This window comes from Streptomyces sp. NBC_00289, from assembly GCF_041435115.1.
Classification (GTDB): domain Bacteria; phylum Actinomycetota; class Actinomycetes; order Streptomycetales; family Streptomycetaceae; genus Streptomyces.
In genome coordinates, this window is the sequence record NZ_CP108046.1 from 7,102,747 (window position 1) to 7,125,065 (window position 22,319).

At 72.7% G+C, this 22,319-nt stretch carries 20 protein-coding genes and 1 riboswitch; of the genes, 6 read left to right on the forward strand and 14 right to left on the reverse strand.

All coding sequences use genetic code 11. The annotated features are described in order from the left end of the window. Positions 1-255: 255 nt before the first annotated feature. From OG985_RS32150 to OG985_RS32175, 6 genes are all read right to left on the reverse strand, one after another. Positions 256-1,092, reverse strand: a complete 837-nt coding sequence (locus OG985_RS32150; protein WP_371671844.1) for an ECF transporter S component — start codon at positions 1,090-1,092, stop codon at positions 256-258. Then, positions 1,089-2,858 carry an ABC transporter ATP-binding protein gene (locus tag OG985_RS32155; protein WP_371671845.1) on the reverse strand — a complete coding sequence of 590 codons (1,770 nt, stop codon included), beginning with the start codon at positions 2,856-2,858 and terminating at the stop codon, positions 1,089-1,091. Before OG985_RS32155 ends, OG985_RS32150 begins: the two co-directional genes overlap by 4 nt. Then, positions 2,855-4,081, reverse strand: coding sequence for an energy-coupling factor transporter transmembrane component T (locus OG985_RS32160; RefSeq protein ID WP_371671846.1), 1,227 nt, complete (start codon positions 4,079-4,081; stop codon positions 2,855-2,857). Before OG985_RS32160 ends, OG985_RS32155 begins: the two co-directional genes overlap by 4 nt. Continuing rightward, a complete protein-coding gene (locus tag OG985_RS32165) occupies positions 4,071-4,715 on the reverse strand; it encodes an SCO2322 family protein (RefSeq protein ID WP_371671847.1) in 645 nt (214 codons plus the stop codon). The genes OG985_RS32160 and OG985_RS32165 overlap by 11 nt, the downstream gene beginning before the upstream one ends. After that, a complete protein-coding gene (locus tag OG985_RS32170) occupies positions 4,712-5,950 on the reverse strand; it encodes a prenyltransferase/squalene oxidase repeat-containing protein (protein ID WP_371671848.1) in 1,239 nt (412 codons plus the stop codon). The genes OG985_RS32165 and OG985_RS32170 overlap by 4 nt, the downstream gene beginning before the upstream one ends. A gap of 111 nt (positions 5,951-6,061) precedes the next feature. Next, positions 6,062-6,203: riboswitch (cobalamin riboswitch) on the reverse strand. Positions 6,204-6,301: 98 nt separating this feature from the next. Continuing rightward, positions 6,302-7,327, reverse strand: coding sequence for an MBL fold metallo-hydrolase (locus OG985_RS32175; protein WP_371671849.1), 1,026 nt, complete (start codon positions 7,325-7,327; stop codon positions 6,302-6,304). Positions 7,328-7,511: 184 nt separating this feature from the next. Here OG985_RS32175 and OG985_RS32180 point away from each other — a divergent pair, with 184 nt between their 5' ends. Both OG985_RS32180 and OG985_RS32185 read left to right on the forward strand, forming a co-directional pair. Then, entirely contained in the window at positions 7,512-8,975 is a 1,464-nt protein-coding gene (locus OG985_RS32180) for an aldehyde dehydrogenase (protein WP_371671850.1), read from the forward strand. A gap of 3 nt (positions 8,976-8,978) precedes the next feature. Beyond that, complete coding sequence (locus OG985_RS32185) at positions 8,979-9,251, forward strand: ferredoxin (protein WP_371671851.1); 273 nt, start codon at positions 8,979-8,981, stop codon at positions 9,249-9,251. 233 nt (positions 9,252-9,484) lie between these two features. Here OG985_RS32185 and OG985_RS32190 read toward each other — a convergent pair whose 3' ends face one another. Further along, positions 9,485-10,120 (reverse strand): TetR family transcriptional regulator, encoded by a 636-nt coding sequence (locus tag OG985_RS32190; RefSeq protein ID WP_371671852.1) that lies wholly within the window; start codon positions 10,118-10,120, stop codon positions 9,485-9,487. 208 nt (positions 10,121-10,328) lie between these two features. Between OG985_RS32190 and OG985_RS32195 the strand changes: the two genes are divergently transcribed. The 3 genes from OG985_RS32195 to OG985_RS32205 are packed head-to-tail and all read left to right on the forward strand — an operon-like array spanning position 10,329 to position 13,620. Continuing rightward, the gene (locus tag OG985_RS32195) at positions 10,329-11,807 is read left to right on the forward strand and encodes a glycosyltransferase family 4 protein (protein WP_371671853.1); all 1,479 of its coding nucleotides are present in this window, start codon (positions 10,329-10,331) and stop codon (positions 11,805-11,807) included. Then, on the forward strand, positions 11,801-12,553 hold the full coding sequence (locus OG985_RS32200) for a class I SAM-dependent methyltransferase (protein WP_371671854.1): 753 nt from the start codon (positions 11,801-11,803) through the stop codon (positions 12,551-12,553). The genes OG985_RS32195 and OG985_RS32200 overlap by 7 nt, the downstream gene beginning before the upstream one ends. Next, a complete protein-coding gene (locus OG985_RS32205) occupies positions 12,550-13,620 on the forward strand; it encodes a prenyltransferase/squalene oxidase repeat-containing protein (protein ID WP_371671855.1) in 1,071 nt (356 codons plus the stop codon). The genes OG985_RS32200 and OG985_RS32205 overlap by 4 nt, the downstream gene beginning before the upstream one ends. A 55-nt stretch (positions 13,621-13,675) precedes the next feature. On the opposite strand, the gene OG985_RS32210 is transcribed toward OG985_RS32205, so the two are convergent. From OG985_RS32210 to OG985_RS32235, 6 genes are all read right to left on the reverse strand, one after another. Then, complete coding sequence (locus OG985_RS32210) at positions 13,676-13,966, reverse strand: hypothetical protein (protein WP_371671856.1); 291 nt, start codon at positions 13,964-13,966, stop codon at positions 13,676-13,678. Positions 13,967-14,146: 180 nt separating this feature from the next. Beyond that, positions 14,147-15,157, reverse strand: a complete 1,011-nt coding sequence (locus tag OG985_RS32215; RefSeq protein WP_371671857.1) for an LLM class F420-dependent oxidoreductase — start codon at positions 15,155-15,157, stop codon at positions 14,147-14,149. A 122-nt stretch (positions 15,158-15,279) separates the two neighbouring features. Beyond that, a complete protein-coding gene (locus tag OG985_RS32220) occupies positions 15,280-16,107 on the reverse strand; it encodes a hypothetical protein (RefSeq protein WP_371671858.1) in 828 nt (275 codons plus the stop codon). A gap of 164 nt (positions 16,108-16,271) precedes the next feature. Beyond that, positions 16,272-17,258: an N-acetylmuramoyl-L-alanine amidase gene (locus tag OG985_RS32225; RefSeq protein ID WP_371671859.1), complete on the reverse strand. Its 987-nt coding sequence runs from the start codon at positions 17,256-17,258 to the stop codon at positions 16,272-16,274. A 10-nt stretch (positions 17,259-17,268) separates the two neighbouring features. Continuing rightward, a complete protein-coding gene (locus OG985_RS32230) occupies positions 17,269-17,931 on the reverse strand; it encodes a class I SAM-dependent methyltransferase (protein WP_371671860.1) in 663 nt (220 codons plus the stop codon). 150 nt (positions 17,932-18,081) lie between these two features. Next, a complete protein-coding gene (locus OG985_RS32235; protein WP_371671861.1) occupies positions 18,082-19,833 on the reverse strand; it encodes an MFS transporter in 1,752 nt (583 codons plus the stop codon). 219 nt (positions 19,834-20,052) lie between these two features. On the opposite strand from OG985_RS32235, the gene OG985_RS32240 reads away from it, so the two are divergent. After that, the gene (locus OG985_RS32240) at positions 20,053-21,480 is read left to right on the forward strand and encodes an MFS transporter (RefSeq protein WP_371671862.1); all 1,428 of its coding nucleotides are present in this window, start codon (positions 20,053-20,055) and stop codon (positions 21,478-21,480) included. A 143-nt stretch (positions 21,481-21,623) separates the two neighbouring features. Here OG985_RS32240 and OG985_RS32245 read toward each other — a convergent pair whose 3' ends face one another. Further along, positions 21,624-22,256, reverse strand: a complete 633-nt coding sequence (locus OG985_RS32245) for a response regulator (RefSeq protein WP_371674561.1) — start codon at positions 22,254-22,256, stop codon at positions 21,624-21,626. Between the last annotated feature and the right edge of the window lie 63 nt (positions 22,257-22,319).

Here is a 22,319-nt window from a genome sequence, read left to right on the forward strand (position 1 = left end):
GGCACGTCGGCGCCGTGCGACGTCATCCAGAGAAACAGTTCGGCGAAGTGCCCGCAAATACCCTATTTGCTAGTTGCGGCCGTACCTGGGGGGATTGGCCCCCGTGTGACGTGGCTCTCAAACCGCAGGTCAGACCCCAGAATGGCGGGTGCATGCCAGGCGTTTTCCGCTACGGCCCGGCTTCGTACGTGACCTGCGTCATGTGGGATGGTTCACCGCTGGACCAACCTGTCGTGACGGTCGGCGTACGGCGTCTCACGCAGCGGGGCCGTCGAACGTGACCGGCGTCTCGAAGGCCGCCCGGCGCGTGGCGCGACGCAGCGCCTTGAGCACCGCCGGTCCGACGGCGAGCGTGAGGAGGACCGTGACCAGTGCCCGGCCCAGGTCCCAGCCGAGGGAGGTGGCCAGGCAGTAGGCGAGGAAGCGGGCCAGATTGGCGGGGACCGCCGCGTCGGGGTCGAAGGCGATGTTCGAGGCGTTCTCGTTCATGAAGGGCCACCCGGCGAGGTTCATCACCGTGCCGTAGGCGAAGGCGGCCAGGAAGCCGTACGCGGCGAGGAGCAGCAGCTCGGCGCGGCCGCGCAGCCGGTCGGGACCCGGCAGCAGGCCCGCGCCCATCGTGAACCAGCCCATCGCGAGCATCTGGAACGGCATCCACGGACCCACCCCGCCCGTGAGCAGCGCGGACGCGAACATCGTGACCGAGCCGAGAACGAAGCCGAACCCCGGACCGAGCACCCGTCCGCTCAGCACCATCAGGAAGAACATGGGCTCGATGCCGGCGGTCCCGGCGCCGATCGGGCGCAGAGCCGCGCCGGTGGCGGCCAGCACCCCGAGCATCGCGACCGCCTTCGGACCGAGGCCGGACTCGGAGATCGTCGCGGTGACCACCGCCACGAGCAGGATCAGCAAGCCGGCGAAGAGCCAGGGGGCGTCCTGGGCGTGGGCGTTCAGCTGGGAGGCGGGCGGGGCGAGGAACGGCCAGGTCAGAGCGGCCACGCCGACGGCGCTGACGAGCGCGAGGGCGACGAGCGAACGCGGGCCGAGACGGACGGGCCGGGCCTGGGGGACGGAGGCGGGGGCGGCGGTCATGCCAGCGCCTCCCTGACCTGCGCGACCGTCAGCCACTTCTGCGGGGCCAGGATCTTGGTGACCTGCGGGGCGAAGGACGGGGAGGCCACCACCACGTCCGCCGTCGGACCGTCGGCGATCACCTCGCCGTCGGCCAGCAGCACCACCCGGTGGGCGAGCTCGGCGGCCAGTTCCACGTCGTGCGTGGCCAGCACGACGGCGTGCCCCTCGGCCGCGAGGCCGCGCAGGACCGCGACCAGGCGGCCCTTCGCCGCGTAGTCCAGGCCGCGGGTCGGCTCGTCGAGCAGGAGGAGGGGAGGACGGGCGGTCAGGACGACGGCCAGCGCGAGGGTGAGCCGCTGCCCCTCGGAGAGGTCACGGGGATGCGTGTCGTCGGCGATGCCGGGGAGGAGGCCGGAGACCAGGGCCCGGCAGGTGCCGGGGGCGGCGCCCGCGTCGCGGTCGGCGTGGGCGCATTCGGCGGCGACCGTGTCGGCGTACAGCAGGTCGCGCGGCTCCTGCGGTACGAGGCCGACGCGGCGTACGAGGTCGGGGGGCGCCGTGCGATGCGGTACGGCGTCGCCGACCCGCACCGAACCGGACGCGGGTTCCACGAGTCCGACGAGTGCGGCGAGCAGCGTGGACTTGCCGGCGCCGTTGCGGCCCATGAGCGCGATCGTCTCCCCGGGGGTGACGGTCAGGTCGACGTGACGCAGCGCCTGGACGCGACCGCGCCGGACGGCGAGGGAGCGGACCTCGGCCGCGTGCGCAGCGTGTGCCACGGGTGCGGACCTCGCGGAGTCGGACGGCCGGTGACGGCGCCGCCACCAGCGGGAGGGTGCGTGCCGGAGTGCCTTGGGTGCGGGTGGCGGTGAGGTCGATTCCGCCCGCTGCGCCTCCGCCGTGGCCGACGCCTCTTCCCTGGCCGGCGCCCGCTGTGCTGCCTCAGCCCGCTCTGCCGCCTCCGCCCGCTCCGTCAGCCGTTCACGGAGTGCCGGTGCCCGGCGTCGCGCGTCCCGCACGGTGAGGGGCAGGGGCGACCAGTCCGCCAGCCGGCCCAGGTCCACCACCGGCGGGTACACCGGGGACACGGCCATGACGGCGGCCGGGGTGCCGAGGACCGGCGCCGCTCCCGGGGACGGCAGGAGGGCGACCTGGTCGGCGTACTGGATGACGCGTTCCAGGCGGTGTTCGGCCATGAGGACCGTCGTGCCGAGGTCGTGCACGAGGCGCTGGAGGACCGCGAGGACCTCCTCCGCGGCGGCCGGGTCCAGGGCGGATGTCGGTTCGTCGAGGACCAGGACCTGGGGGTGCGGGGTGAGGACGGAACCGATCGCGACGCGTTGCTGCTGGCCGCCGGAGAGGGTGGAGATGGGGCGGTCGCGCAGGCCGGTCAGGCCGAGGAGGTCGAGGGTCTCCTCGACGCGGCGGCGCATCACGTCCGGTGCGAGGCCCAACGACTCCATGCCGTAGGCGAGTTCGTCCTCCACGGTGTCCGTGACGAAGTGGGACAGTGGATCCTGGCCCACCGTGCCGACGACATCGGCGAGTTCGCGAGGCTTGTGGGTGCGGGTGTCGCGGCCGGCCACCGTGACGCGGCCGCGCAGGGTGCCGCCGGTGAAGTGCGGGACGAGGCCGCTGACCGCCCCGAGGATCGTGGACTTGCCGACACCGGACGGGCCGACGAGGAGGACGAGTTCACCTTCCGGGACCTCGAAGTCCACGCCGCGGACGGTGGGTTCGGGGACGCCGTCGTACGTCACGGAGACGTTCTCGAAGCGGATCACGACGGCTCCTTGGGGGAGGGGCTTTCGAAGGACGCGGGGGCGGCGGGCGCGGGCCGGGTACCGGAGTCGGCCCGGGCGGTGGGCACGACGAACGCCGGGAGCAGACCGACGAGTACGGCCGCCGCCGGCCACATGGGCAGCGTGGGGGCGACGAGGGGGACCACACCGGGATGCAGTGCCTCGGGGTCGCCGGCGGCGGCGAGGGTCAGCAGCGCTGCGACCGCGACGCCGGACCCGGTGACCAGCCAGGCCCGCGCGTCCCACCGGTCGGGGCGGTAACGGGTGCGCAGGGAGCGGCGGCCACCGAGGCGCAGGCCGGCGAGGGCGCAGACGAGGCCGACGAGGAGGAGGGGGAGGCCGTAGGTGCCGCCGGCCGCGGTCAGTACGCCGTACGTTCCGGCGCAGACGCCGAGGAGGCCGCCCAGGGTGAGGACGGCGGTGGTACGGCGGACCGTGGGCGGCACGTCGGCGCTGCGGCCGTAGCCGCGGGCGTCCATCGCGGCGGCGAGGGCGACGGAGCGCTCCAACGCGCCCTCCAGGACCGGCAGTCCCACATGCAGTAGGCCGCGTACGCCCCGGTCGGGACGACCGCGCAGCCGGCGTGCGGCGCGCAGCCGCTGCGCGTCGGCGATGAGGTTCGGGGCGAAGGTGAGGGCCACGACCACGGCCACGCCGGTCTCGTACAGGGCGCCCGGCAGGGACTTGAGGAGCCGGGCCGGGTTGGCGAGGGCGTTCGCGGCGCCGACGCAGATGAGGAGCGTGGCCAGTTTCAGGCCGTCGTACAGCGCGAAGAGGAGGCCCTCCGCGGTGACCCTGCCGCCGAGGCGGATGCCCTGGGCCCAGTGCGGGAGCGGCACTTCGGGCAGGGTGACGACCACATGCGTGCCGGGGACGGGGGAGCCGAGGACGACCGCGAAACCGAGGCGGACGGCGAGGACGGCCAGGGCGAGTTTGACGAACGCGGTGTAGGAGCGGGCGGTGGGGGTGTCGGGGCGGTGGGTGGCCACGACGTAGGCGGAGGTGGCGATGAGAAGGGCGAGGAGGAGGGGGTTGGTGGTGCGGGTGGCCGCGGTGCCGAGGGACAGCGCCCACAGCCACCACGCGCCGGGGTGCAGCGCCCCGCCGACCCGTCGGGGGCCCGGCCGCCCGAGGTCCGGCCGTCCCAAGTCCTTCCGCTCGAAGCCGTTCCCCTCGAAGCCCGGCAGCCGGGGCCTACGGCGCATTCCTGCGCCGCCTCGCCTGCCATACGGCCGCCCCGCCGAGCACCGCCACGACCGCGGCACCGGCGAGCAGGCCGAGGGAGGGGCCGTCGTCGTTCGTGGCAGGCTTCTGCTTCGCGCTCGCGTGCTTGCTCTCGCCGGCCGCCACCTGCTCCCCGCAGCCCGTCTTCGGGTAGCCGGCGATCGCGCACAGCAGGGCGTTTGCGTCGTAGCGCAGTGGTTTGGCCACCGAGGCCAGCGCTTCGGCCGTCGTCGCGTCCGAGGTCACCCGGGCGCAGGCGGTGCGCGCCGAGGGCGGGGTCTCGCCGGACGGGGCGTCCGCCGGCGTACCGAAGTCGACGACGAGAGCCACCCGCTTCCTGCCGTCCGCCGCGGGCGTTCGCGCGCAGATCGACGCGAAGTCGGCCGCGCCGCGCGGCTGCGCCGAGTCGCCGGAGTCCTCGCTGACCGAGAAGCGGAACCCCTGGACGTCGCCGTCGGTGGGGCGGCTGGTCGACGGGCCCTGCGTGGCGTAGGTCCAGTGACCGCCGGTGCGGTCCCAGAAGGACCAGTAGCGATAGCCGGCGGCCCGGGCCTGGGTCGCGTTGCCCAGCAGGAAGAGGGCGAGGAGCAGTACGGCGGCGCGGCGGCGCGTCACGGCTGCCGCCTCCTGTTGCGGCCGCTGATCAGGATGCCGATGCCGATGCCGGCGACGAGACCGACACCGACGACCCACCACACGTTGAGGCCGTCGTCGCCCCGGCTGCTCTCGTCGCTCTTCGCGCCGTCCGACGTGGCGGCGGAGACGGCGGGGACGGAGGCGGGCGTGGGGCCGGTCGCGTTGAGGAGCTTCACCAGGTCCTGGCCGCCGAAGTCGCGCACGTCGGAGGACTCCGCGTGCGCGGCGAGGATCAGCTCCGCGTACGCGGCCGGGCCGCCCTGACGCGCCCACTTCTGGAAGTTGGCCTCCAGCCAGCGCATCGCGTCGGCCGCCTTCTCGCCGTGGCCGGCGGTGGCGAGGGCGAGGACCGCGTCGGCCGTGTTGCCGTAGTCCGGCTGGTCCTCGGAGCCGGGAAGAGCCGACGTCAGATGTGCGTCCTTGGCGAGGGCCTGTACGAGGTGGGCGGCGCCGTTGTTCGCCGCCTGCTCGGGGTCGTTGGCGTCCTCGCACGTCACGGGCGCGTCGGTCGGCTTCACGGACTCCCCGGCCAGCCCCTTGCCCAGCGCGCCGACCACACCCGCGGCGGTCGCGTCCTCGTTGGCGGCGAGCCTGCCCTTCTTGTCCGGCTGGTAGGCGAAGGCGCCCGCCCCGTCCCCGTCGCAGGGGAGGGCGAGCTTCAGCAGGGCGTCGTACGGCGACTTGCCGCCCTTCACCACGTCGGCGGGCTTCTCGCCGGTGGCGGTGAGGGCGCCGATGACGGCCGACGTCGAGTTCGTGTCGCTGGGCCCGCCCGGGGCGTAGCCCCAGCCGCCGTCCTTGTTCTGCACGGACTTCAGCCAGCCGACGGCCTTGCCGGTCTCGGCCTCGTGCCCGCCGAGCGCGGCCAGTGCCTGTACGGCGGCGGCCGTGCTGTTGCTGTCGACCAGCAGCTTGGCGTCGCAGGCCTTGGCGGTGTCGGCACGGAACGGCGCGAACGCCCCGCTCGCGCACTGCTGCCCAGCCAGCCAGTCCACGGCCTCGGCGGCGGGCTTCACTCCCACGGTCTTCTGGGCGAGCAGGGCGAGCGACTGCCGCCAGACCCCGTCGTACTGCGGGTCGGTGGTGCCGTACAGCCCGGACGGCAGCGCCACCGACGGCGACGCGGACGGGGACGGATCGGCGGCGACGGCGGGCGAGGCCACGCCGGTCACGGCTATGGCGGCCAGAACCGCGGCGCTGCGGCGGACGTTCATGATCGGCGGGTGCCCTCTCCTGCGGAGAGCCGGGCAGCACGGGACACCCCGGCGGCTCGGCTCCGTGAAACCTCGACGGTGCCGCACACCGGCCGGCTGCCGATGCGCGTTGAGCCGGTCACGTACCGCGCGGGGTGATCCGGCTCACCGTCCTTGGCGAACGGCTCACGGTTGCGGGTCAGCGCCGGAATTGCACCGGCTTCCCCCCGTACGGGTGTGATGACGACGCCGCCACTCTACCGGCCCGTAACAAGACCCCTGAGGGCCGCCTGTGTGCCGGGTGGATTCGGCGCGTGCCGGTGACGGGGGGCCGGTCGGCCCGTCGGCGACGCACCCACCGGCGCGCGTGGTTCACACCGCCACGTACGTCACCGGGTCGCTCTCCGGCACCGCCTCCGCCCGCCCCAGTTTCACCAGGCGGCGCAGGTGGGCCTCCGCCTCCGACACGGCGATGTTCCTCGAGCCGTAGGGGATCTGGTCCCAGGGGCGGTTCCACTCCATGCGTTCGGCGAGCTGCCAGGGGGTGAGCGGGTCGGCCAGGAGGGTCAGCAGGCCGGTGAGGCGGTCCTCGTGGTGGGTGAGCAACTCGCCCACGCGGGAGGCCGCGTCGGTGAAGACGTGCTGGTGGGCGGGGAGTACCTCGGCGGGGGCGAGGCGGCCGACGCGTTCCAGGGAGTCGAGGTAGTCGCCGAGCGGGTCGGTGACGGTGGCGTCGTCGGGGTCCTCGTAGAGGCCGATGTGCGGGGTGATCCCGGGAAGCAGGTGGTCTCCGGAGAACAGCCGCCCGTGGCCCGGGAGTCGGGCGGGATGCTGTTCCTCCAGGTGGAGGCAGACGTGGCCGGGCGTGTGGCCCGGGGTCCAGATCGCGCGCAGCCGGCGGCCGGGGAGGTCGAGGAGTTCGCCGGGGACGATCTCCCGGTCCGGGAGGGCGGGGGAGAGGCCGGGCAGGGTGCTGGGGCGGGCGGCGCGCAGGGGGGCCACATGGGTCTCGGGGGCGCCGGCGGCCGCGAGCTTGGCGGACATGTAGGTGAACCACCGGTCGAGGCCGGTGGAGCGGGCCCGCCGTACGAGGGCCGTGTCGGCCGCGTGCATCGCGATCCAGGCGCCGGAGGCCTCACGGACGCGGCCCGACAGGCCGTGGTGGTCGGGGTGGTGGTGGGTGATCACCACACCGTGGATCTCGCCGGCCGCGGTGCCGCACGCCACCAGTCCCTCGGCCAGGGTGTCCCAGGAGGCGGGGTCGTCCCAGCCGGTGTCGATCAGCACCGGGCCGCGGTCGGTGTCGACGACGTAGACAAGGGTGTGGCCCAGGGGGTTGTCCGGGATGGGGACCTCGATGGACCGTACGCCGCCGCCGTGGTCGTACACCTGCGTCATGGCTCCCCAATCGCCGCGTTCCGGTCACTATAACTAGAACGAGTTTCGATGGGAGCCCGAGCCGACCTTCCCGTGGACGTCCCGTCCGTGGACTCCGGCGAACGGAACTGGTATCAGTCTTCGTATCCGAGAATCTGATGGATCGTCAGAGAAGTGGCCGGAACGGCCCCGGGAGGCAGTCGCCATGACCGAGCTCGAGCTCGTGGAACACGGACAGCTGTTCATCGGCGGGGAGTTGACCGACCCCCTGGGCAAGGACGTCATCGAGGTGATCTCCCCGCACACCGAGGAGGTCATCGGCCGGGTCCCGCACGCCTCCACGGCGGACGTGGACCGGGCGGTCGCCGCGGCCCGCCGGGCCTTCGACCAGGGACCCTGGCCGCGGATGACGCTCGACGAGCGGATCGAGGTGGTCGGCCGGATCAAGGACGCCATCGCCGTACGGCACGAGGAGATCGCCCGCGTGATCTCCTCCGAGAACGGGTCGCCGTACTCCTGGAGCGTCCTCGCGCAGGCCCTCGGCGCGATGATGGTGTGGGACGCGGCGATCACGGTCGCGCGGAACTTCACCTACGAGGAGAAGCGCGCCGGCGTCCTCGGCCGCATCCTCGTGCGGCGCGAGCCGGTCGGAGTCGTCGCGGCCGTCGCCCCCTGGAACGTCCCGCAGTTCGTGGCCGCCGCCAAGCTCGCGCCCGCGCTGCTCACCGGCTGCACGGTCGTGCTCAAGCCGTCGCCGGAGTCGCCGCTGGACGCGTACATCCTCGGCGAGATCGCGCGGGAGGCCGGCCTGCCGGAGGGCGTGCTCTCCATCCTCCCGGCGGACCGCGAGGTGAGCGAGTACCTGGTCGGGCACCCCGGCGTCGACAAGGTCTCCTTCACGGGCTCGGTCGCGGCCGGCAAACGCGTGATGGAGGTCGCCGCGCGCAACCTCACCCGCGTCACCCTGGAGCTGGGCGGCAAGTCGGCGGCGGTGGTGCTGCCGGACGCGGAGCTCGCCACCGCCGTCCCCGGCATCGTCTCCGCGGCCTGGATGAACAACGGCCAGGCCTGCGTCGCCCAGACGCGCATCCTGCTGCCGCGCTCCCGCTACGACGAGTTCGCCGACGCCTTCGCCCAGGCCGCGAGCGCGCTGGTGGTCGGCGACCCGCTGGACCCGGCGACCCAGGTCGGCCCGCTGGTGGCCAGGCGCCAGCAACAGCGCAACCTCGACTACATCCGCATCGGCCAGGAGGAGGGCGCCAAGATCCTCACCGGCGGTGGCCGTCCGCCGGGCCTGGACCGCGGCTGGTACGTCGAGCCGACCCTCTTCGGCGACGTGGACAACTCCATGCGGATCGCCCGCGAGGAGATCTTCGGACCGGTGATCTGCCTCCTCCCCTACGGCGACGAGTCCGAGGCCGTGAAGATCGCGAACGACTCCGACTACGGGCTCAGCGGCAGCGTGTGGACGGCCGACGTCGAGCACGGCATCGAGGTCGCCCGCCAGGTCCGTACCGGCACGTACTCGGTGAACACCTTCAGCCTCGACATGCTCGGCCCCTTCGGCGGCTACAAGAACTCCGGCCTCGGCAGGGAGTTCGGGCCCGAGGGATACGGCGAGTTCCTGGAACACAAGATGATCCACCTCCCGGCCGGCTGGGAGGGCTGAGCGATGGGCGTACCTCCCGCGCGAGCGCAGCCGACTGTGGGGGCGGGCGACCGCTGGCAGGTCGAGGTCGACCGCTCCCTCTGCATCGGCTCGGCCCAGTGCGTCCATCACGCCCCGGCCGGCTTCCGCCTGGACACCGCCCGCCAGTCCCGACCGGTCGAGCCGGAGTCCGACGCCAACGAGAAGGTCCTCGCGGCGGCGGAGAGCTGCCCCGTGGAGGCCATCATGATCTCGCTGCTGGGCAGCGGGGAGGCGGTGTTCCCGCCGGAGGAGTGAGCCTCGGTGGCGAGGTGCCGGTGGCGAGGGCGTCCGGCACGGGATGAGTGAGCCTCGGTGGCGAGGCGCCTGTGGTGCCGGCGGCACCGGAGGCGTGGGTCTCGGTGGCGAGGCGCCGGTGGTGGCGTGCCGCGGACCGTGGCGCGCACCGCCGCCGCCACGTCGACGCGGCGGTGCCGCCGGCACCGGAGGAGTGAGCCCCGGTGGCGAGGCGCCGGTGGTGGTGGCGCCCGTCACCCGTCCGTCGACGTCAGGTCGATCAGCCGGCACACCGTCTCGATGTCGATCTTCACCTGGGCGATCGAGGCGCGGCCCGAGAGCCAGGTGATCAGGGCCGAGTGCCAGGTGTGTTCGATGACACGGACCGCCGAGAGCTGGTCAGGGGTCGGGTCGTCCAGGCCCATCGCGTCCAGAATGATCACGGTGGTCTGGCGGGAGACCTGGTCGACCTCGGGGGAGACGCTGCGGTCCGCGAAGGTCAGGGCGCGGACCATCGCGTCCGCCAGGTGCGGCTCGCGCTGCAGGGCGCGGAAGGCGCGCATCAAGGTCTCCGCGACCCGCTCGGCCGCCGTCTCGCCCGTCGGCGGCTTCTTGCGCAGCGTGCCGTGCATGTGTTCCAGCTGGTCCTGCATCGTGGCCACCAGCAGGTGCACCTTGGACGGGAAGTAGCGGTAGAGGGTGCCGAGAGCGACCTGGGAGGACTCCGCGACCTCGCGCATCTGCACCGCGTCGAAGCCGCCCCGGCTGGCCAGCTGGGCGCTGGCGTGCAGGATGCGGCGCCGGCGCGCCTCCTGACGCTCGGTGAGGGACGCCGAGGCCGTTCGCGCGGTACTGGCTTCCACCTTGGCCGGCTTGGCTTGCGCAGGCATGGATCTCGTTCCGTGACGGTCGGTGAGGGCTGGTGATCGGACAGCATGGCAGGAGCCTGTGCCGTGGCGTGAATCACCTGATCCACTGCTCACAGTGTCCCTACCTGCCGGTAGATTCAGAGCCTCCTGAACGATCAAGTCTGAAACTTGTTCTAGATTAGCGCCCGGCGTAATGTCGCGGGACAGTGCAGGCAGAAGGGGGCCCAGAGTGACCGCTGAGGCCAGTCAGGCGGGGTCTCCGGACGACCTCGCGGCCGGTGGGGGTCGCTCCCGCTCCAGCGAGGCGGCCGGTGGGGGAGAGCGACCGCTCCGCATCGCACTCCTCACCTACAAGGGAAACCCGTTCTGCGGCGGCCAGGGCGTCTACGTCCGGCATCTCTCGCGTGAACTCGTGCGCCTGGGCCACCGGGTGGAGGTCATCGGCTCCCAGCCCTACCCCGTCCTCGACGAGGGCTACGAAGGCCTGAGCCTCACCGAACTGCCCAGCCTCGACCTCTACCGGCAGCCGGACCCCTTCCGCACCCCGGGGCGCGGCGAGTACCGCGACTGGATCGACGCGCTCGAGGTCGCCACCATGTGGACCGGCGGCTTCCCCGAACCGCTCACCTTCTCGCTCCGCGCCCGCCGTCAACTGCGTGCCCGGCGCGGCGACTTCGACGTCATCCACGACAACCAGACGCTCGGCTACGGCCTGTTGGGTGACGTCGGCGCGCCCCTGGTCACCACCATCCACCACCCCATCACCGTGGACCGCCGGCTGGACCTGGACGCGGCGGAGAGCCGGCGGCGCAGGCTGTCCGTGCGGCGCTGGTACGCCTTCACGCGCATGCAGAAGCGCGTCGCCCGCCGCCTGCCGTCGGTGCTCACCGTCTCCGGTACGTCCCGGCAGGAGATCATCGACGACCTGGGCGTGCGTCAGGACCGCATCCACGTCGTCCACATCGGCGCCGACACCGACCTGTTCTCGCCCGACCCCTCGGTCCCGCGGCGACCGGGCCGGATCGTGACGACGTCCAGCGCCGACGTACCGCTCAAGGGTCTGGTCCACCTCGTCGAGGCACTCGCCAAGGTTCGCACCGAGCACCCCGACGCCCACCTCGTCGTCGTCGGCAAACGCCCCACGGAGGGACCGGTCGCCCAGGCGGTCGAGCGGTACGGCCTCGAGGGCGCCGTCGAGTTCGTCAAGGGCATCTCCGACGCCGAACTCGTCGACCTGGTGCGCTCGGCGCAGGTCGCCTGTGTGCCGTCGCTGTACGAGGGCTTCTCGCTGCCGGCCGCCGAGGCCATGGCGACCGGCACGCCCCTGGTGGCCACGACCGGTGGGGCGATCCCGGAGGTCGCGGGCCGGGACGGCGAGACGTGCCTGGCGGTACCGCCGGGTGACGCCGGGGCGCTCGCGGCGGGCCTGAGCCGGCTGCTGGCCGACCCGGAGCTGCGGGCGCGGCTCGGCACGGCCGGACGTCGGCGCGTGCTGGAGCGGTTCACCTGGGCCCGGGCGGCCGAGGGCACCGTGGCCAGGTACCGGGAGGCCATCGCCGAGGCCACGGGCGCCACGCCCGGCACCCCGGCTCCCGCTGCGGGCACCCCCGTGAACTCCACCGCCCCCGCGCCCCCGGCGCGGGACGCGGCCGTCGCCGCACACGTGACAGACGTCGATTCCAACCGCGAAAGCAGGGCCACGTGCTGACCGTCGACTTCTCCCGGTTCCCGCTCGCCCCGGGCGACCGTGTCCTGGACCTCGGATGCGGTGCCGGCCGGCACGCGTTCGAGTGCTACCGGCGCGGAGCCCAGGTCGTGGCGCTTGACCAGAACGGCGAGGAGATCCGCGAGGTCGCGAAGTGGTTCGCGGCGATGAAGGAGGCCGGCGAGGCGCCGGCCGGCGCCACCGCGACGGCCATGGAGGGCGACGCCCTCGCGCTGCCCTTCCCCGACGAGTCCTTCGACGTCGTCATCATCTCCGAGGTCATGGAGCACATCCCCGACGACAAGGGCGTACTCGCCGAGATGGTCCGGGTGTTGAAGCCCGGCGGCCGCATCGCGATCACCGTCCCGCGCTACGGCCCCGAGAAGGTCTGCTGGGCACTGTCCGACGCCTACCACGAGGTCGAGGGCGGTCACATCCGCATCTACCGCGCGGACGAACTCCTCGGCAAAATCCGGGAGGCCGGCCTGCGCCCCTACGGCAGCCACCACGCGCACGCGCTGCACTCGCCGTACTGGTGGCTGAAGTGCGCGTTCGGCGTCGACAACGACCGCGCCCTGCCGGTGCGGGCGTACCACAAGCTGCTGGTCTGGGACATCATGAAGAAGCCGCTCGCGACGCGGGTCGCCGAGCAGGCGCTGAACCCGCTGATCGGCAAGAGCTTCGTGGCGTACGCGACCAAACCGCACCTGCCCGTACTGTCCGAGTCCCCCGAGGCGGCCACCAAGTGACCACGCCCCGGACGGAACACCTCGTCCTGGCCGGGGTCCTCACCGCCGAGCAGGCTGCCGCGACCGTCCGCGGCATCCTCGCCGTACAGCGGGAGGACGGCGCGATCCCCTGGTTCCGGGGCCACCACCTCGACCCGTGGGACCACACCGAGGCCGCGATGGCGCTGGACGCGGCGGGCGAGCACGAGGCCGCCGAGCGCGCCTACGACTGGCTGGCCCGGCACCAGAACCCGGACGGCTCCTGGTACGCGGCCTACGCCGACGGGGACTTCGCGGCGGTCACCGACCGGGGCCGGGAGACGAACTTCGTCGCCTACATAGCCGTAGGTGTCTGGCACCACTACCTATCGACCGGCGACGACACCTTCCTGGACCGGCTGTGGCCGTCCGTCCACGCGGCGATCGAGTTCGTGCTGCGGCTCCAGCGGCCCGGCGGGCAGATCGGCTGGAAGCGCGAGGACGACGGCACGGACACCGCGGACGCCCTGCTGACCGGTTCCTCCTCCATCCACCACGCGCTGCGCTGCGCGCTCGCCATCGCCGAACAGCGCGAAGAGCCGCAACCCGACTGGGAGTTGGCCGCGGGCGCGCTCCGGCACGCGATCCGCAGGCACCCCGAGCGGTTCCTCGACAAGGACCGCTACTCGATGGACTGGTACTACCCGGTGCTCGGCGGCGCGTTGACGGGCGCGGAGGCCAAGTCCCGTATCGAGGAGGGCTGGGACCGCTTCGTCGTACCCGGTTTCGGAGTGCGCTGCGTCATCCCCAACGCGTGGGTGACCGGCGGCGAGTCGGCCGAACTGGCCCTGGCCCTGTGGGCGGTGGGCGAGTCCGACCGGGCTCTGGAGATCCTCCAGGCGATCCAGCACCTGCGCGACGCGGAGAGCGGCCTGTACTGGACGGGATACGTCTTCGACGACGAGGCCCTGTGGCCCGAGGAACTGACCACGTGGACGGCCGGCTCGCTGCTCCTCGCGGTCGCCGCCCTCGGCGGGCACGAGGCGACCTGCACGGTGTTCGGCGGCGACCTGCTGCCGCGGGGCCTGGATCCGGACTGCTGCGGCTGAGCGCCCCGGGGGGAGCGCCCAGCCGCAGTGGGGGGTCTTCGGGCCGCGGCCCTGATCAGTGCCGGTGCATCCGGTTGGCGATGGCGTGGCCCACGAACAGGTAGACCACGGCCGCCAGACCGTAACCCGCCACGACCCGTGCCCAGGCCTCGTCGAAGGTGAACAGGTCACGCGACCAGCCGGCCAGCCAGGCTGCCGCGTCGTGGACGAACTGCACCAGGTCGTTGGCCCGGTTGGCGTCCAGCAGGTACATCAGAATCCACAGTCCGAGGATGACGGCCATGATGTCCGCGACGACCGCGATGACCGTCCCTGCGGAGTTGGAGCCGCTGCGATAAGGGGACATGCCTTTCGGATGGCCCCGAATTCCTGTTTGAAACCGGAAGGGAAACGGGAGGGGTGCCTTCACGGCCCGCCGCCTCGGCAGGATGACCGGCCGGCGGGAGGACACCGTGCGGCGACCATGGAGGCGCCGGCGCTCTTCCGGTGACGCCTGTCCGGCGACGGGCTTCCCGGTGCCGACCGCTCAGGAGTTGAGCTCGGCCAGCACCCGCAGGCTGTGCGGGTCGGGGGACAGGGCGAGCAGGTCGGTCACCGGCCCCTTGCGCCACAACTCCAGCCGCTCCGCGATGCGTTCACGCGGGCCGACGAGCGATATCTCGTCGGCGAACGCGTCCGGCACCGCGAGCACGGCCTCCTCCCGGCGGCCCTCCAGGAACAGCCGCTGCACCCGGCGCGCCTCCTCCTCGTACCCCATGCGCGCCATCAGGTCGGCGTGGAAGTTGCGGGCCGCGTGCCCCATCCCGCCGATGTAGAAGCCGAGCATGGCCTTGACGGGAAGGAGCCCCTCGGCGACGTCGTCGCAGACCTTCACGCGGGCCATCGGGGCGACGAGGAAACCCTCCGGCAGGCTGCCGAGAGACGCGGTGTACACCTCGGGCCGGCTCGGCGACCAGTACAACGGCAGCCAGCCGTCCGCGATCCGGGCCGTCTGGGCGACGTTCTTCGGTCCCTCGGCGCCGAGCAGGATCGGCAGTGTGGCCCGCAGGGGGTGCGTGATCGGCTTCAGCGCCTTGCCGAGACCGGTGCCGTCCTCGCCGCGATACGGGTGGGAGTGGAAACGGCCGTCCAGCGCGACGGGCGCCTCCCGCCGCAGGACCTGCCGTACGACGTCGACGTACTCCCGGGTCGCGGTCAGCGGCGACCTCGGGAACGGCCGGCCGTACCAGCCCTCGACGACCTGCGGCCCCGACAGACCCAGGCCCAGCATCACCCGTCCGCCGGAGAGATGGTCCAGGGTGAGCGCGTGCATCGCCGTCGTGGTCGGCGAGCGGGCCGCCATCTGCGCGACGGCCGTACCCAGCCTGATCCGCGAGGTCCGCGCGGCGATCCAGGTGAGCGGCGTGAAGGCGTCGGAGCCCCATGACTCCGCGGTCCACACGGAGTCGTAGCCGAGTCGCTCCGCCTCCTGCGCCAGCGGCACGTGGTCCGCGGAGGGGCCGCGCCCCCAGTAGCCGAGTGCGAGCCCGAGCCGCATGATGCCTCCAGTGGTCTGACGGTATGTCAGTTACGGGTTGCGGGGCTGCGACTGTACGACAACGGCCCCTCGCCCGGAAGGGAGAGGGGCCGCTGTCGTGGCCGTACGGAGCGGGGGCTGCTTCAGCCGCGCTGGATCCCCGTCGTGTCCTGCAGGACGCCACGACGGCCGTCCTGGGTCTGCGCGACGAGGGCCTGACCGCGCTGCTCGACCGCGAGGTACCAGGTGCCCGGGGCGAGTTCGGCGATCGGCGACGACGAGCCGTCCTCCGCGACCAGCGTGCGAGGCACCGGCACGGCGAACCAGAACGGCGAGAACTCCGGGGCCGGCGGCTGCGGCTGCTGCGGCTGAGCGCCGTAGGCCTGGCCGGCCGGCGGCTGCCCGGCGTACGGCTGTCCCGGCTGACCGGCCTGCCCCGGCTGCGGGGCGCCCGGGTAGCCGTAACCGCCCTGCGGCTGACCGCCGTAGGGCTGCGGGGTCGGGGGCTTGGGGGCCGGGAGGAGGGGGGCCTGGAGGGCGGGGACGAGGGGGGTGGCGACCGCGGCGCCGGCCATGACGAGCGTGGCGATCAGCAGGAGGATCAGGCCGACCCCGGCGTCCAGGGTGTCGCTCGCGCCGTCGAAGTTGTTCGTCGCGCTGGCCGGGTCGAAGATGTTCCCGAGCGCGCTCCACGCCGCGAAGACCGTGAACGCGACGCCGAACTGGCCGATGTCGAGCCCGGCCACCTTCGGCACCTGCGGAAGGCCGCGGGAGACGACGACGAGCGCGCCACCGATGAGGCCCGCGAGAACCACGCCCAGGAGGATCGGACCGCTCGCCCAAGCGCTGGGGAAGTCGAGGCCGTCCGGGACCCCGTCGGCCGAGTAGATGTCGAGGAACGAGGCGATGAGGAGCAAAACCGCTGCTCCGATCACCACGCCGTCGCCTCGAGTGAGGGAGCGGATATTCACTTCAGGTCCTTCGTCAGTCGTCTCGTCGTCGGCATCGCTGGAGGCGTCGCTGTCACCATGTCGCCGTGAGGCCCTCATGTGAAGCGCGGGAGTGGCCCCTTATCGCGGGGACGACACTATCGTCCGCACGATCACGCCGTAAGTCGGGATCAGTGCGTGAACCACTACCCGCGCAGGAAACTCACGATTCCCTCAGAGATGCCCTGCGCCGCCTTCTGCCGCCAGGCACCGCTGGTCAGCAGTGCCGCGTCCTTGCTATCGCGCATGTTGCCGCATTCGATGAACACCTTGGGAACCGTTGACAGATTGAGACCGCCCAGGTCCTTACGCGTGACGAGACCGGTGCCGTCGCCCACGTAGTTGGAGGGCGCGCTCCCGGTGACGCGGACGAAGTTGCCGGCGACGCGCTCGCCGAGGTCGCGGGAGGGGGCGACGATCGAGCGGGTGTCGGCACCGCCCGCGTCCAGCGAGCCGGGAAGGATCACGTGGAAGCCGCGGTTGCCGGTCGCCGACCCGTCCGCGTGCACCGACACGACGGCGTCCGCGTGCGCCTTGTTGCCGATCCGCGCCCGCTCGTCCACGCACGGTCCGTACGTACGGTCGCCGTCCTGCGTCAGCTTCACCGTGGCCCCCTGCCGCTCCAGCAGCGTCCGCATCCGGTGGGCCACGTCCAGTGTGAACCTGGCCTCGGTGTAACCGGAGTTGGTGGAGGTGCCGGTGGTGTCGCACTCCTTCCAGTTGGTGCCGATGTCCACCTTGCGGTTGATCTCGGCCGTGTGCCGGAAGTTGTCGGGGTTGTGCCCCGGGTCGATGACGACGACCATGCCCTTGAGCGGGCCCGAGCCGGCCGGAGCGGAGGACTTCGACGCGCCGGGGGTCGGCTTCGGGGGAGCGGCGGAAGTGGCGGACGGACTCGGCTGCCCGGTGCCGCCGTCGCCCTTGGCGTCGTCGGTGGGGGAGACGGAAGCGCCGGCCGACGTGCTCGACGCTCCGGCCGTGGTGCCGGGATCCCCGCCCGAGCCGCCCACCGCCTCGTACACCACCCACCCGAGCAACGCCCCCGGCACGAGGGCGGCGAGCGCGACGGTCAACGGGCCGCGCCGGGAACGGCGGGGCTGGGGAGGATCGAAGTCCGGGCCTACGTACGACACGTCAGCGACTCTAACCGCGCCCTCGGATCCCCGGCCCCGTTCGCCGCAGTACACGCAGGGAGTCGGTCACCGAGACCTCGGTGAACGCGCCCGACTCCAGGGCCCGGAGGTAGACGCGGTACGGGGCCTGTCCGGTGAACTCGTCCACCGGGTCCGGGAAGACGTCGTGGATGGCGAGCAGGCCGCCGGCGGCCACGTGCGGCGCCCAGCCCTCGTAGTCGGCGGTGGCGTGCTCGTCGGTGTGGCCGCCGTCGATGAACACGAGACCGAGCGGGCCGCCCCAGACCTTCGCCACCTGCGGCGAGCGCCCGACCAGCGCGACCACGTGCTCCTCCAGTCCCGCCGCGTGCAGCGTGCGGCGGAACGTGGGCAGGGTGTCCATCAGGCCGAGTTCGGGGTCGACCGTCTCCGGGTCGTGGTACTCCCAGCCCGGCTGCTGCTCCTCGCTGCCGCGGTGGTGGTCCACGGTGAGCGCGGTGACTCCGGCCTCGCGGGCCGCGTCGGCGAGCAGGATGGTGGAGCGCCCGCAGTACGTGCCCACCTCGAGAAGCGGCAGCCCGAGCGCGCCCGCCTCGACGGCGGCCTCGTACAGCGCGAGCCCTTCACCGACGGGCATGAACCCCTTCGCCGCCTCGAACGCGGCCAGGATCTCCGGCTTGGGTGCCGCGGGCATGGGGGTCCTCTCGGTCGTACGAACGTGTGGGTGCGACGGCGTGGTCAGGTATCCGCGCCCATGCTGCCGCACCCCCGGTCGGCGAGGCGACAGGGGGTGCGGGTGGTGCGAATCCCGGACGGGATCGCGATCCCGAGGCGGCGGGCGCTCTCAGCCCTTCGGCGCGGCGGAGACCGTCGCTCCCGGCAGTGACAGGTCCAGGTCGACCGTCCTGTCGTCGCCCGCGTGGGTGGCCGCCGAGGCGAGCGGGGCGTGGCCGGTGGCCTTGGCGGCCAGGACGTACGGGCCCTGGGCGGGGACGGCGAGGGTGTAGCTGCCGTCCTCGGCGGAGAGTGTCGCGTCCGCCCGGCGTCCGCGGCGGTCGATCAGGGTGACGTTGGCGCGGGCGACCGGGGTGCCGTCGGCGTCCAGGACACGGCCGCGGAAACGGCCGAGCACCTCGGCCGCGCGCTCCAGGGCCGCGTCCTCCTCGCTGCTGGCGCGCAGTTGCGGCTTGGTCGCCGGACGGTTGCGGGGCAGGAAGAGCGCCATCAGCAGGCCGACGGCGACCGCGCCCGTCGCGATCAGGAAGGAGACCCGGAAGCCGTGCATGGTCGGGATCGCGACGCCGTTCACGTGGTTCGCGGTGTTGGCCAGGACCATGCCGATGACGGCACTGGAGACCGACGTACCGATGGAACGCATCAGGGTGTTGAGGCCGTTGGCCGCGCCGGTCTCCGAGGCCGGGACCGCGCCGACGATCAGCGCGGGCAGCGAGGAGTAGGCGAGGCCGATGCCCGCGCCGAGGATCACCGCGATGACCAGGCTCTGCCAGGCGGCGCTCATCAGGCCCAGGCCGGCGCCGTAGCCGATCGCGATGATCAGCATGCCGAGGATCAGGGTGACCTTGGGGCCGTACTTCGCCGACAGCCGGGCGTAGACGGGCGCCGTGACCATCATCGTCAGACCGAGCGGTGCCACCAGCAGGCCCGCGGAGACCATCGACTGGCCGAGACCGTAGCCGGTGGCCTTCGGCAGCTGGAGCAGCTGCGGCAGGACGAGCGAGACGACGTAGAACGAGACGCCGACCATGATCGAGGCGAGGTTGGTGAAGAGCACCGCGGGCCGGGCCGTGGTGCGCAGATCCACCAGCGGGGCCTTGATCCGCAGCTCCATCACACCCCACAGGACGAGGACGACCGCGGCGGCGGCGAACAGTCCGAGCGTGGTGCCGGAGCTCCAGCCCCAGTCGCTGCCCTTGGTGATCGGGAGGAGGAAGAGGACGAGCCCGGCGGAGAGGCCGATCGCGCCCAGCACGTCGAAGGTGCCCTCGGCGCGCGCCGGGGACTCCGGTACGACGAGCAGGGTGAGGACGATGGAGAGGACGCCGAGGCCGGCGGCACCGTAGAACAGGGCGTGCCAGTCGGCGTGCTGCGCGATCAGAGCCGCGAGCGGCAGGGCGAGGCCGCCGCCGACACCGATGGAGGAGCTCATCAGGGCCATCGCCGAGCCGAGCTTCTCGCGGGGCAGCATGTCGCGCATCAGGCCGATGCCGAGCGGGATGGCGCCCATCGCGAAGCCCTGGAGGGTACGGCCGGCGATCATCGGGAGCAGCGTGCTGGTGAACGCGCTGACCAGCGCGCCGGCCACCATCACCGAGAGGCTGGCTATCAGCATCCGCCGCTTGCCGTAAAGGTCACCGAGGCGGCCCATGATCGGCGTGGCCACGGCGCCGGAGAGCAGCGTCGAGGTCAGGACCCAGGTGGCGTTGCTCGGCGAGGTGTCCAGCAGCTGCGGCAGGTCCTTGATCACCGGGACGAGCAGGGTCTGCATCACCGCGACGACGATGCCCGCGAAGGCGAGCACCGGGACGACGGTCCCGCTCGCCCTGCCGGTGGGCCGTTCGGTCGGCGTGTGCGTCATGGGGTGAGGCCTCCAGGCCGGGTGTTCGGAGAAGCGGTGGGCGAAGCGACGAGCATCCGTGCGGGGATACGTGGCATCTGAACCCGTGCGCCCGGGCAACTATTCCGATGCTTTGGCGTACTAACGATTTCTTTATCTTCTCTTGGGAAAGAGGCACCCTCCCCGGCCCCCGGGCCTAGGGCGAAATCCCGATGCAAGGGGCGTACCGGGGTTGAGAGCATGACACCCATGCTCGAAGCCGCTGACGTGACCCGTACATCCCGCCGTGTGACGCCCCCCACCTGGCTGGTGGTGGCGCTCGCCTGCGCCGGACAGTTCCTCGTCGTGCTCGACATCTCCGTCGTGAACGTGGCGCTGCCCTCGATGCGGACCGCCCTGGACATGAGCGCGTCCGGGCTGCAGTGGGTGGTGAACGCGTACGCGATCGCCTTCGCCGGGTTCATGCTGCTCGGCGGCCGGGCCGGAGACCTCTACGGCCGCAAGCGCATGTTCCTGGTCGGCCTCGGCCTGTTCACCCTGGCCTCGCTCGGCGGCGGGCTCGCCCAGGAGGGCTGGCAACTGCTGCTGGCCCGTGCCGTGCAGGGGCTCGGAGCGGCGGTCCTCGCGCCCTCGACGCTGACCATCCTCACCTCGGCCGTACCGGAGGGCGCGGCCCGGGCTCGGGCCATCGCGACCTGGACGGCGGTCGGCGCGGGCGGCGGCGCGGCGGGCGGACTCGTCGGCGGGGCGCTGGTCGAAGGCCTGTCCTGGCGGTGGGTGCTGCTGATCAACGTGCCCGTCGGCGCGGTGGTCCTGGCCGGCTCGGCGAAGTGGCTGCGGGAGAGCCGGGCGGGGGACCGGCGGCGGCTCGACCTGCCGGGCGCGCTGCTGGTCACGGCGGGACTGGCCACCCTCGCCTACGGCATCTCGCAGACCGAGGCCGCGGGGTGGACAGCCGCGGCCACCCTGGTACCGCTGTGCGCCGGGCTCGCGCTGATCGGCCTCTTCCTCCTCGTCGAGGCCCGTACGGCGGCTCCGCTGATGCCGCTCGGAGTGCTGCGGGTGCGGGCGGTGGCGTCGGCGAACGTGTCGATGTTCCTGTGCGGCTCGGCGATGTTCTGCATGTGGTTCCTCATGACGCTCTACGCCCAGAACGTCCTCGGCTACTCACCGTTCGACGCCGGACTCGCGCTCGTGCCGAGCTCCCTGGCCGTGGTGCTGGGCTCGAAGCTCGCGCCGCGGTTCCTGCCGGTCGCCGGGGCACGCGTGGTGGCGGCGCTGGGCACGTTGGTCGCGGCCGTCGGGTTCGGCTGGCAGTCGACGATGACCGCGGACGGGAACTACCTGACCTCGATCATGTTCCCGGGGATCCTGATGATGCTGGGCGCGGGCCTGGCGGCGACACCACTGGCCGCGCTGGCCACCTCGGGGGCGGCACCGGGAGAGGCCGGGCTGGTGTCCGGGCTGGTCAACACCTCACGCACGATGGGCGGTTCGCTCGGGCTGGCCGTCATGTCGACGATCGCGGCGGCGCGCTCCGGGGGCGTCGACACACCCGAGGCCCTGACGGAGGGGTACGCGCTGGCGTTCCGGACGGGGACGGGTGTCCTGCTGGGCGGGGTCGTGCTGATGCTGGTGTGGCTGCCCCGGAAGATGTCCACGGACTGAGGCAACGGTCCGGGCGACCGTGGACCCGCTTCGTGTGCCCGGCGCCGGAGGACACCGGCTGCGCGTCGGCGGCGGTGGAGAGGTGGGCGGAGGGGAGGCGCGCGCGGGGCCGGCCGCCTGTTTCGTGACCGGACGGAGGGCGCCTACAGCCACCCCTGCTGACGCGCCTCCCGCATCGCCTCCATGCGGTTGCGGGTGCCCGTCTTGCCGATGGCGGAGGAGAGGTAGTTGCGGACGGTGGACTCCGAGAGGTGGACCCGGGCGGCGATGTCGGCGACGGTCGCCCCGTCCGCCGAGGCCTTGAGGACATCGCACTCGCGGACGGTCAGGGGACTCGGACCGGCGCTGAGCGCGGCCGCCGCGAGCACCGGGTCGATCACGGTCTCCCCGGCCAGCACCCGCCGGACGCAGGCGGCCAACTCCTCCACGGGCCCGTCCTTGACGAGGAAACCGGCGGCACCCGCCTCCATCGCCCGGCGCAGATAGCCGGGCCGCCCGAAGGTCGTCAGGATCAGCACCCGGCAGTCGGGTACCTCCTCGCGCAGTTCGGCGGCCGCGTCCAGGCCGCTTCTGCCCGGCAGTTCGATGTCGAGGAGAGCGACGTCCGGGCGGTGGAGCAGCGCCGCGTCCACGATCGCGTCCCCCGCCGCCACCTGCGCCACGACCTCGATGTCCGGCTCCATGCCGAGCAGCAGGGCCAGCGCGCCCCGCATCATCCCCTGGTCCTCCGCGAGCAGCACCCTGATGGACTTGGCGGGCCGGTGGTCCCGGGGCATCTCGTCGTTCACGGCGCAAGGGTAGGCCGCGGAATCGCCGCCCGCCGGGGGGACGGAGAAGCC

Coding starts and splice junctions, on each gene's coding strand:
- OG985_RS32150 (WP_371671844.1), bottom strand. CDS start 1,092: ATGACCGCCGCCCCCGCCTCCGTCCCCCAGGCCCGGCCCGTCCGTCTC.
- OG985_RS32160 (WP_371671846.1), bottom strand. CDS start 4,081: ATGCGCCGTAGGCCCCGGCTGCCGGGCTTCGAGGGGAACGGCTTCGAG.
- OG985_RS32170 (WP_371671848.1), bottom strand. CDS start 5,950: ATGAACGTCCGCCGCAGCGCCGCGGTTCTGGCCGCCATAGCCGTGACC.
- OG985_RS32175 (WP_371671849.1), bottom strand. CDS start 7,327: ATGACGCAGGTGTACGACCACGGCGGCGGCGTACGGTCCATCGAGGTC.
- OG985_RS32180 (WP_371671850.1), top strand. CDS start 7,512: ATGACCGAGCTCGAGCTCGTGGAACACGGACAGCTGTTCATCGGCGGG.
- OG985_RS32185 (WP_371671851.1), top strand. CDS start 8,979: ATGGGCGTACCTCCCGCGCGAGCGCAGCCGACTGTGGGGGCGGGCGAC.
- OG985_RS32190 (WP_371671852.1), bottom strand. CDS start 10,120: ATGCCTGCGCAAGCCAAGCCGGCCAAGGTGGAAGCCAGTACCGCGCGA.
- OG985_RS32210 (WP_371671856.1), bottom strand. CDS start 13,966: ATGTCCCCTTATCGCAGCGGCTCCAACTCCGCAGGGACGGTCATCGCG.
- OG985_RS32215 (WP_371671857.1), bottom strand. CDS start 15,157: ATGCGGCTCGGGCTCGCACTCGGCTACTGGGGGCGCGGCCCCTCCGCG.
- OG985_RS32230 (WP_371671860.1), bottom strand. CDS start 17,931: ATGCCCGCGGCACCCAAGCCGGAGATCCTGGCCGCGTTCGAGGCGGCG.
- OG985_RS32235 (WP_371671861.1), bottom strand. CDS start 19,833: ATGACGCACACGCCGACCGAACGGCCCACCGGCAGGGCGAGCGGGACC.
- OG985_RS32240 (WP_371671862.1), top strand. CDS start 20,053: ATGACACCCATGCTCGAAGCCGCTGACGTGACCCGTACATCCCGCCGT.
- OG985_RS32245 (WP_371674561.1), bottom strand. CDS start 22,256: ATGCCCCGGGACCACCGGCCCGCCAAGTCCATCAGGGTGCTGCTCGCG.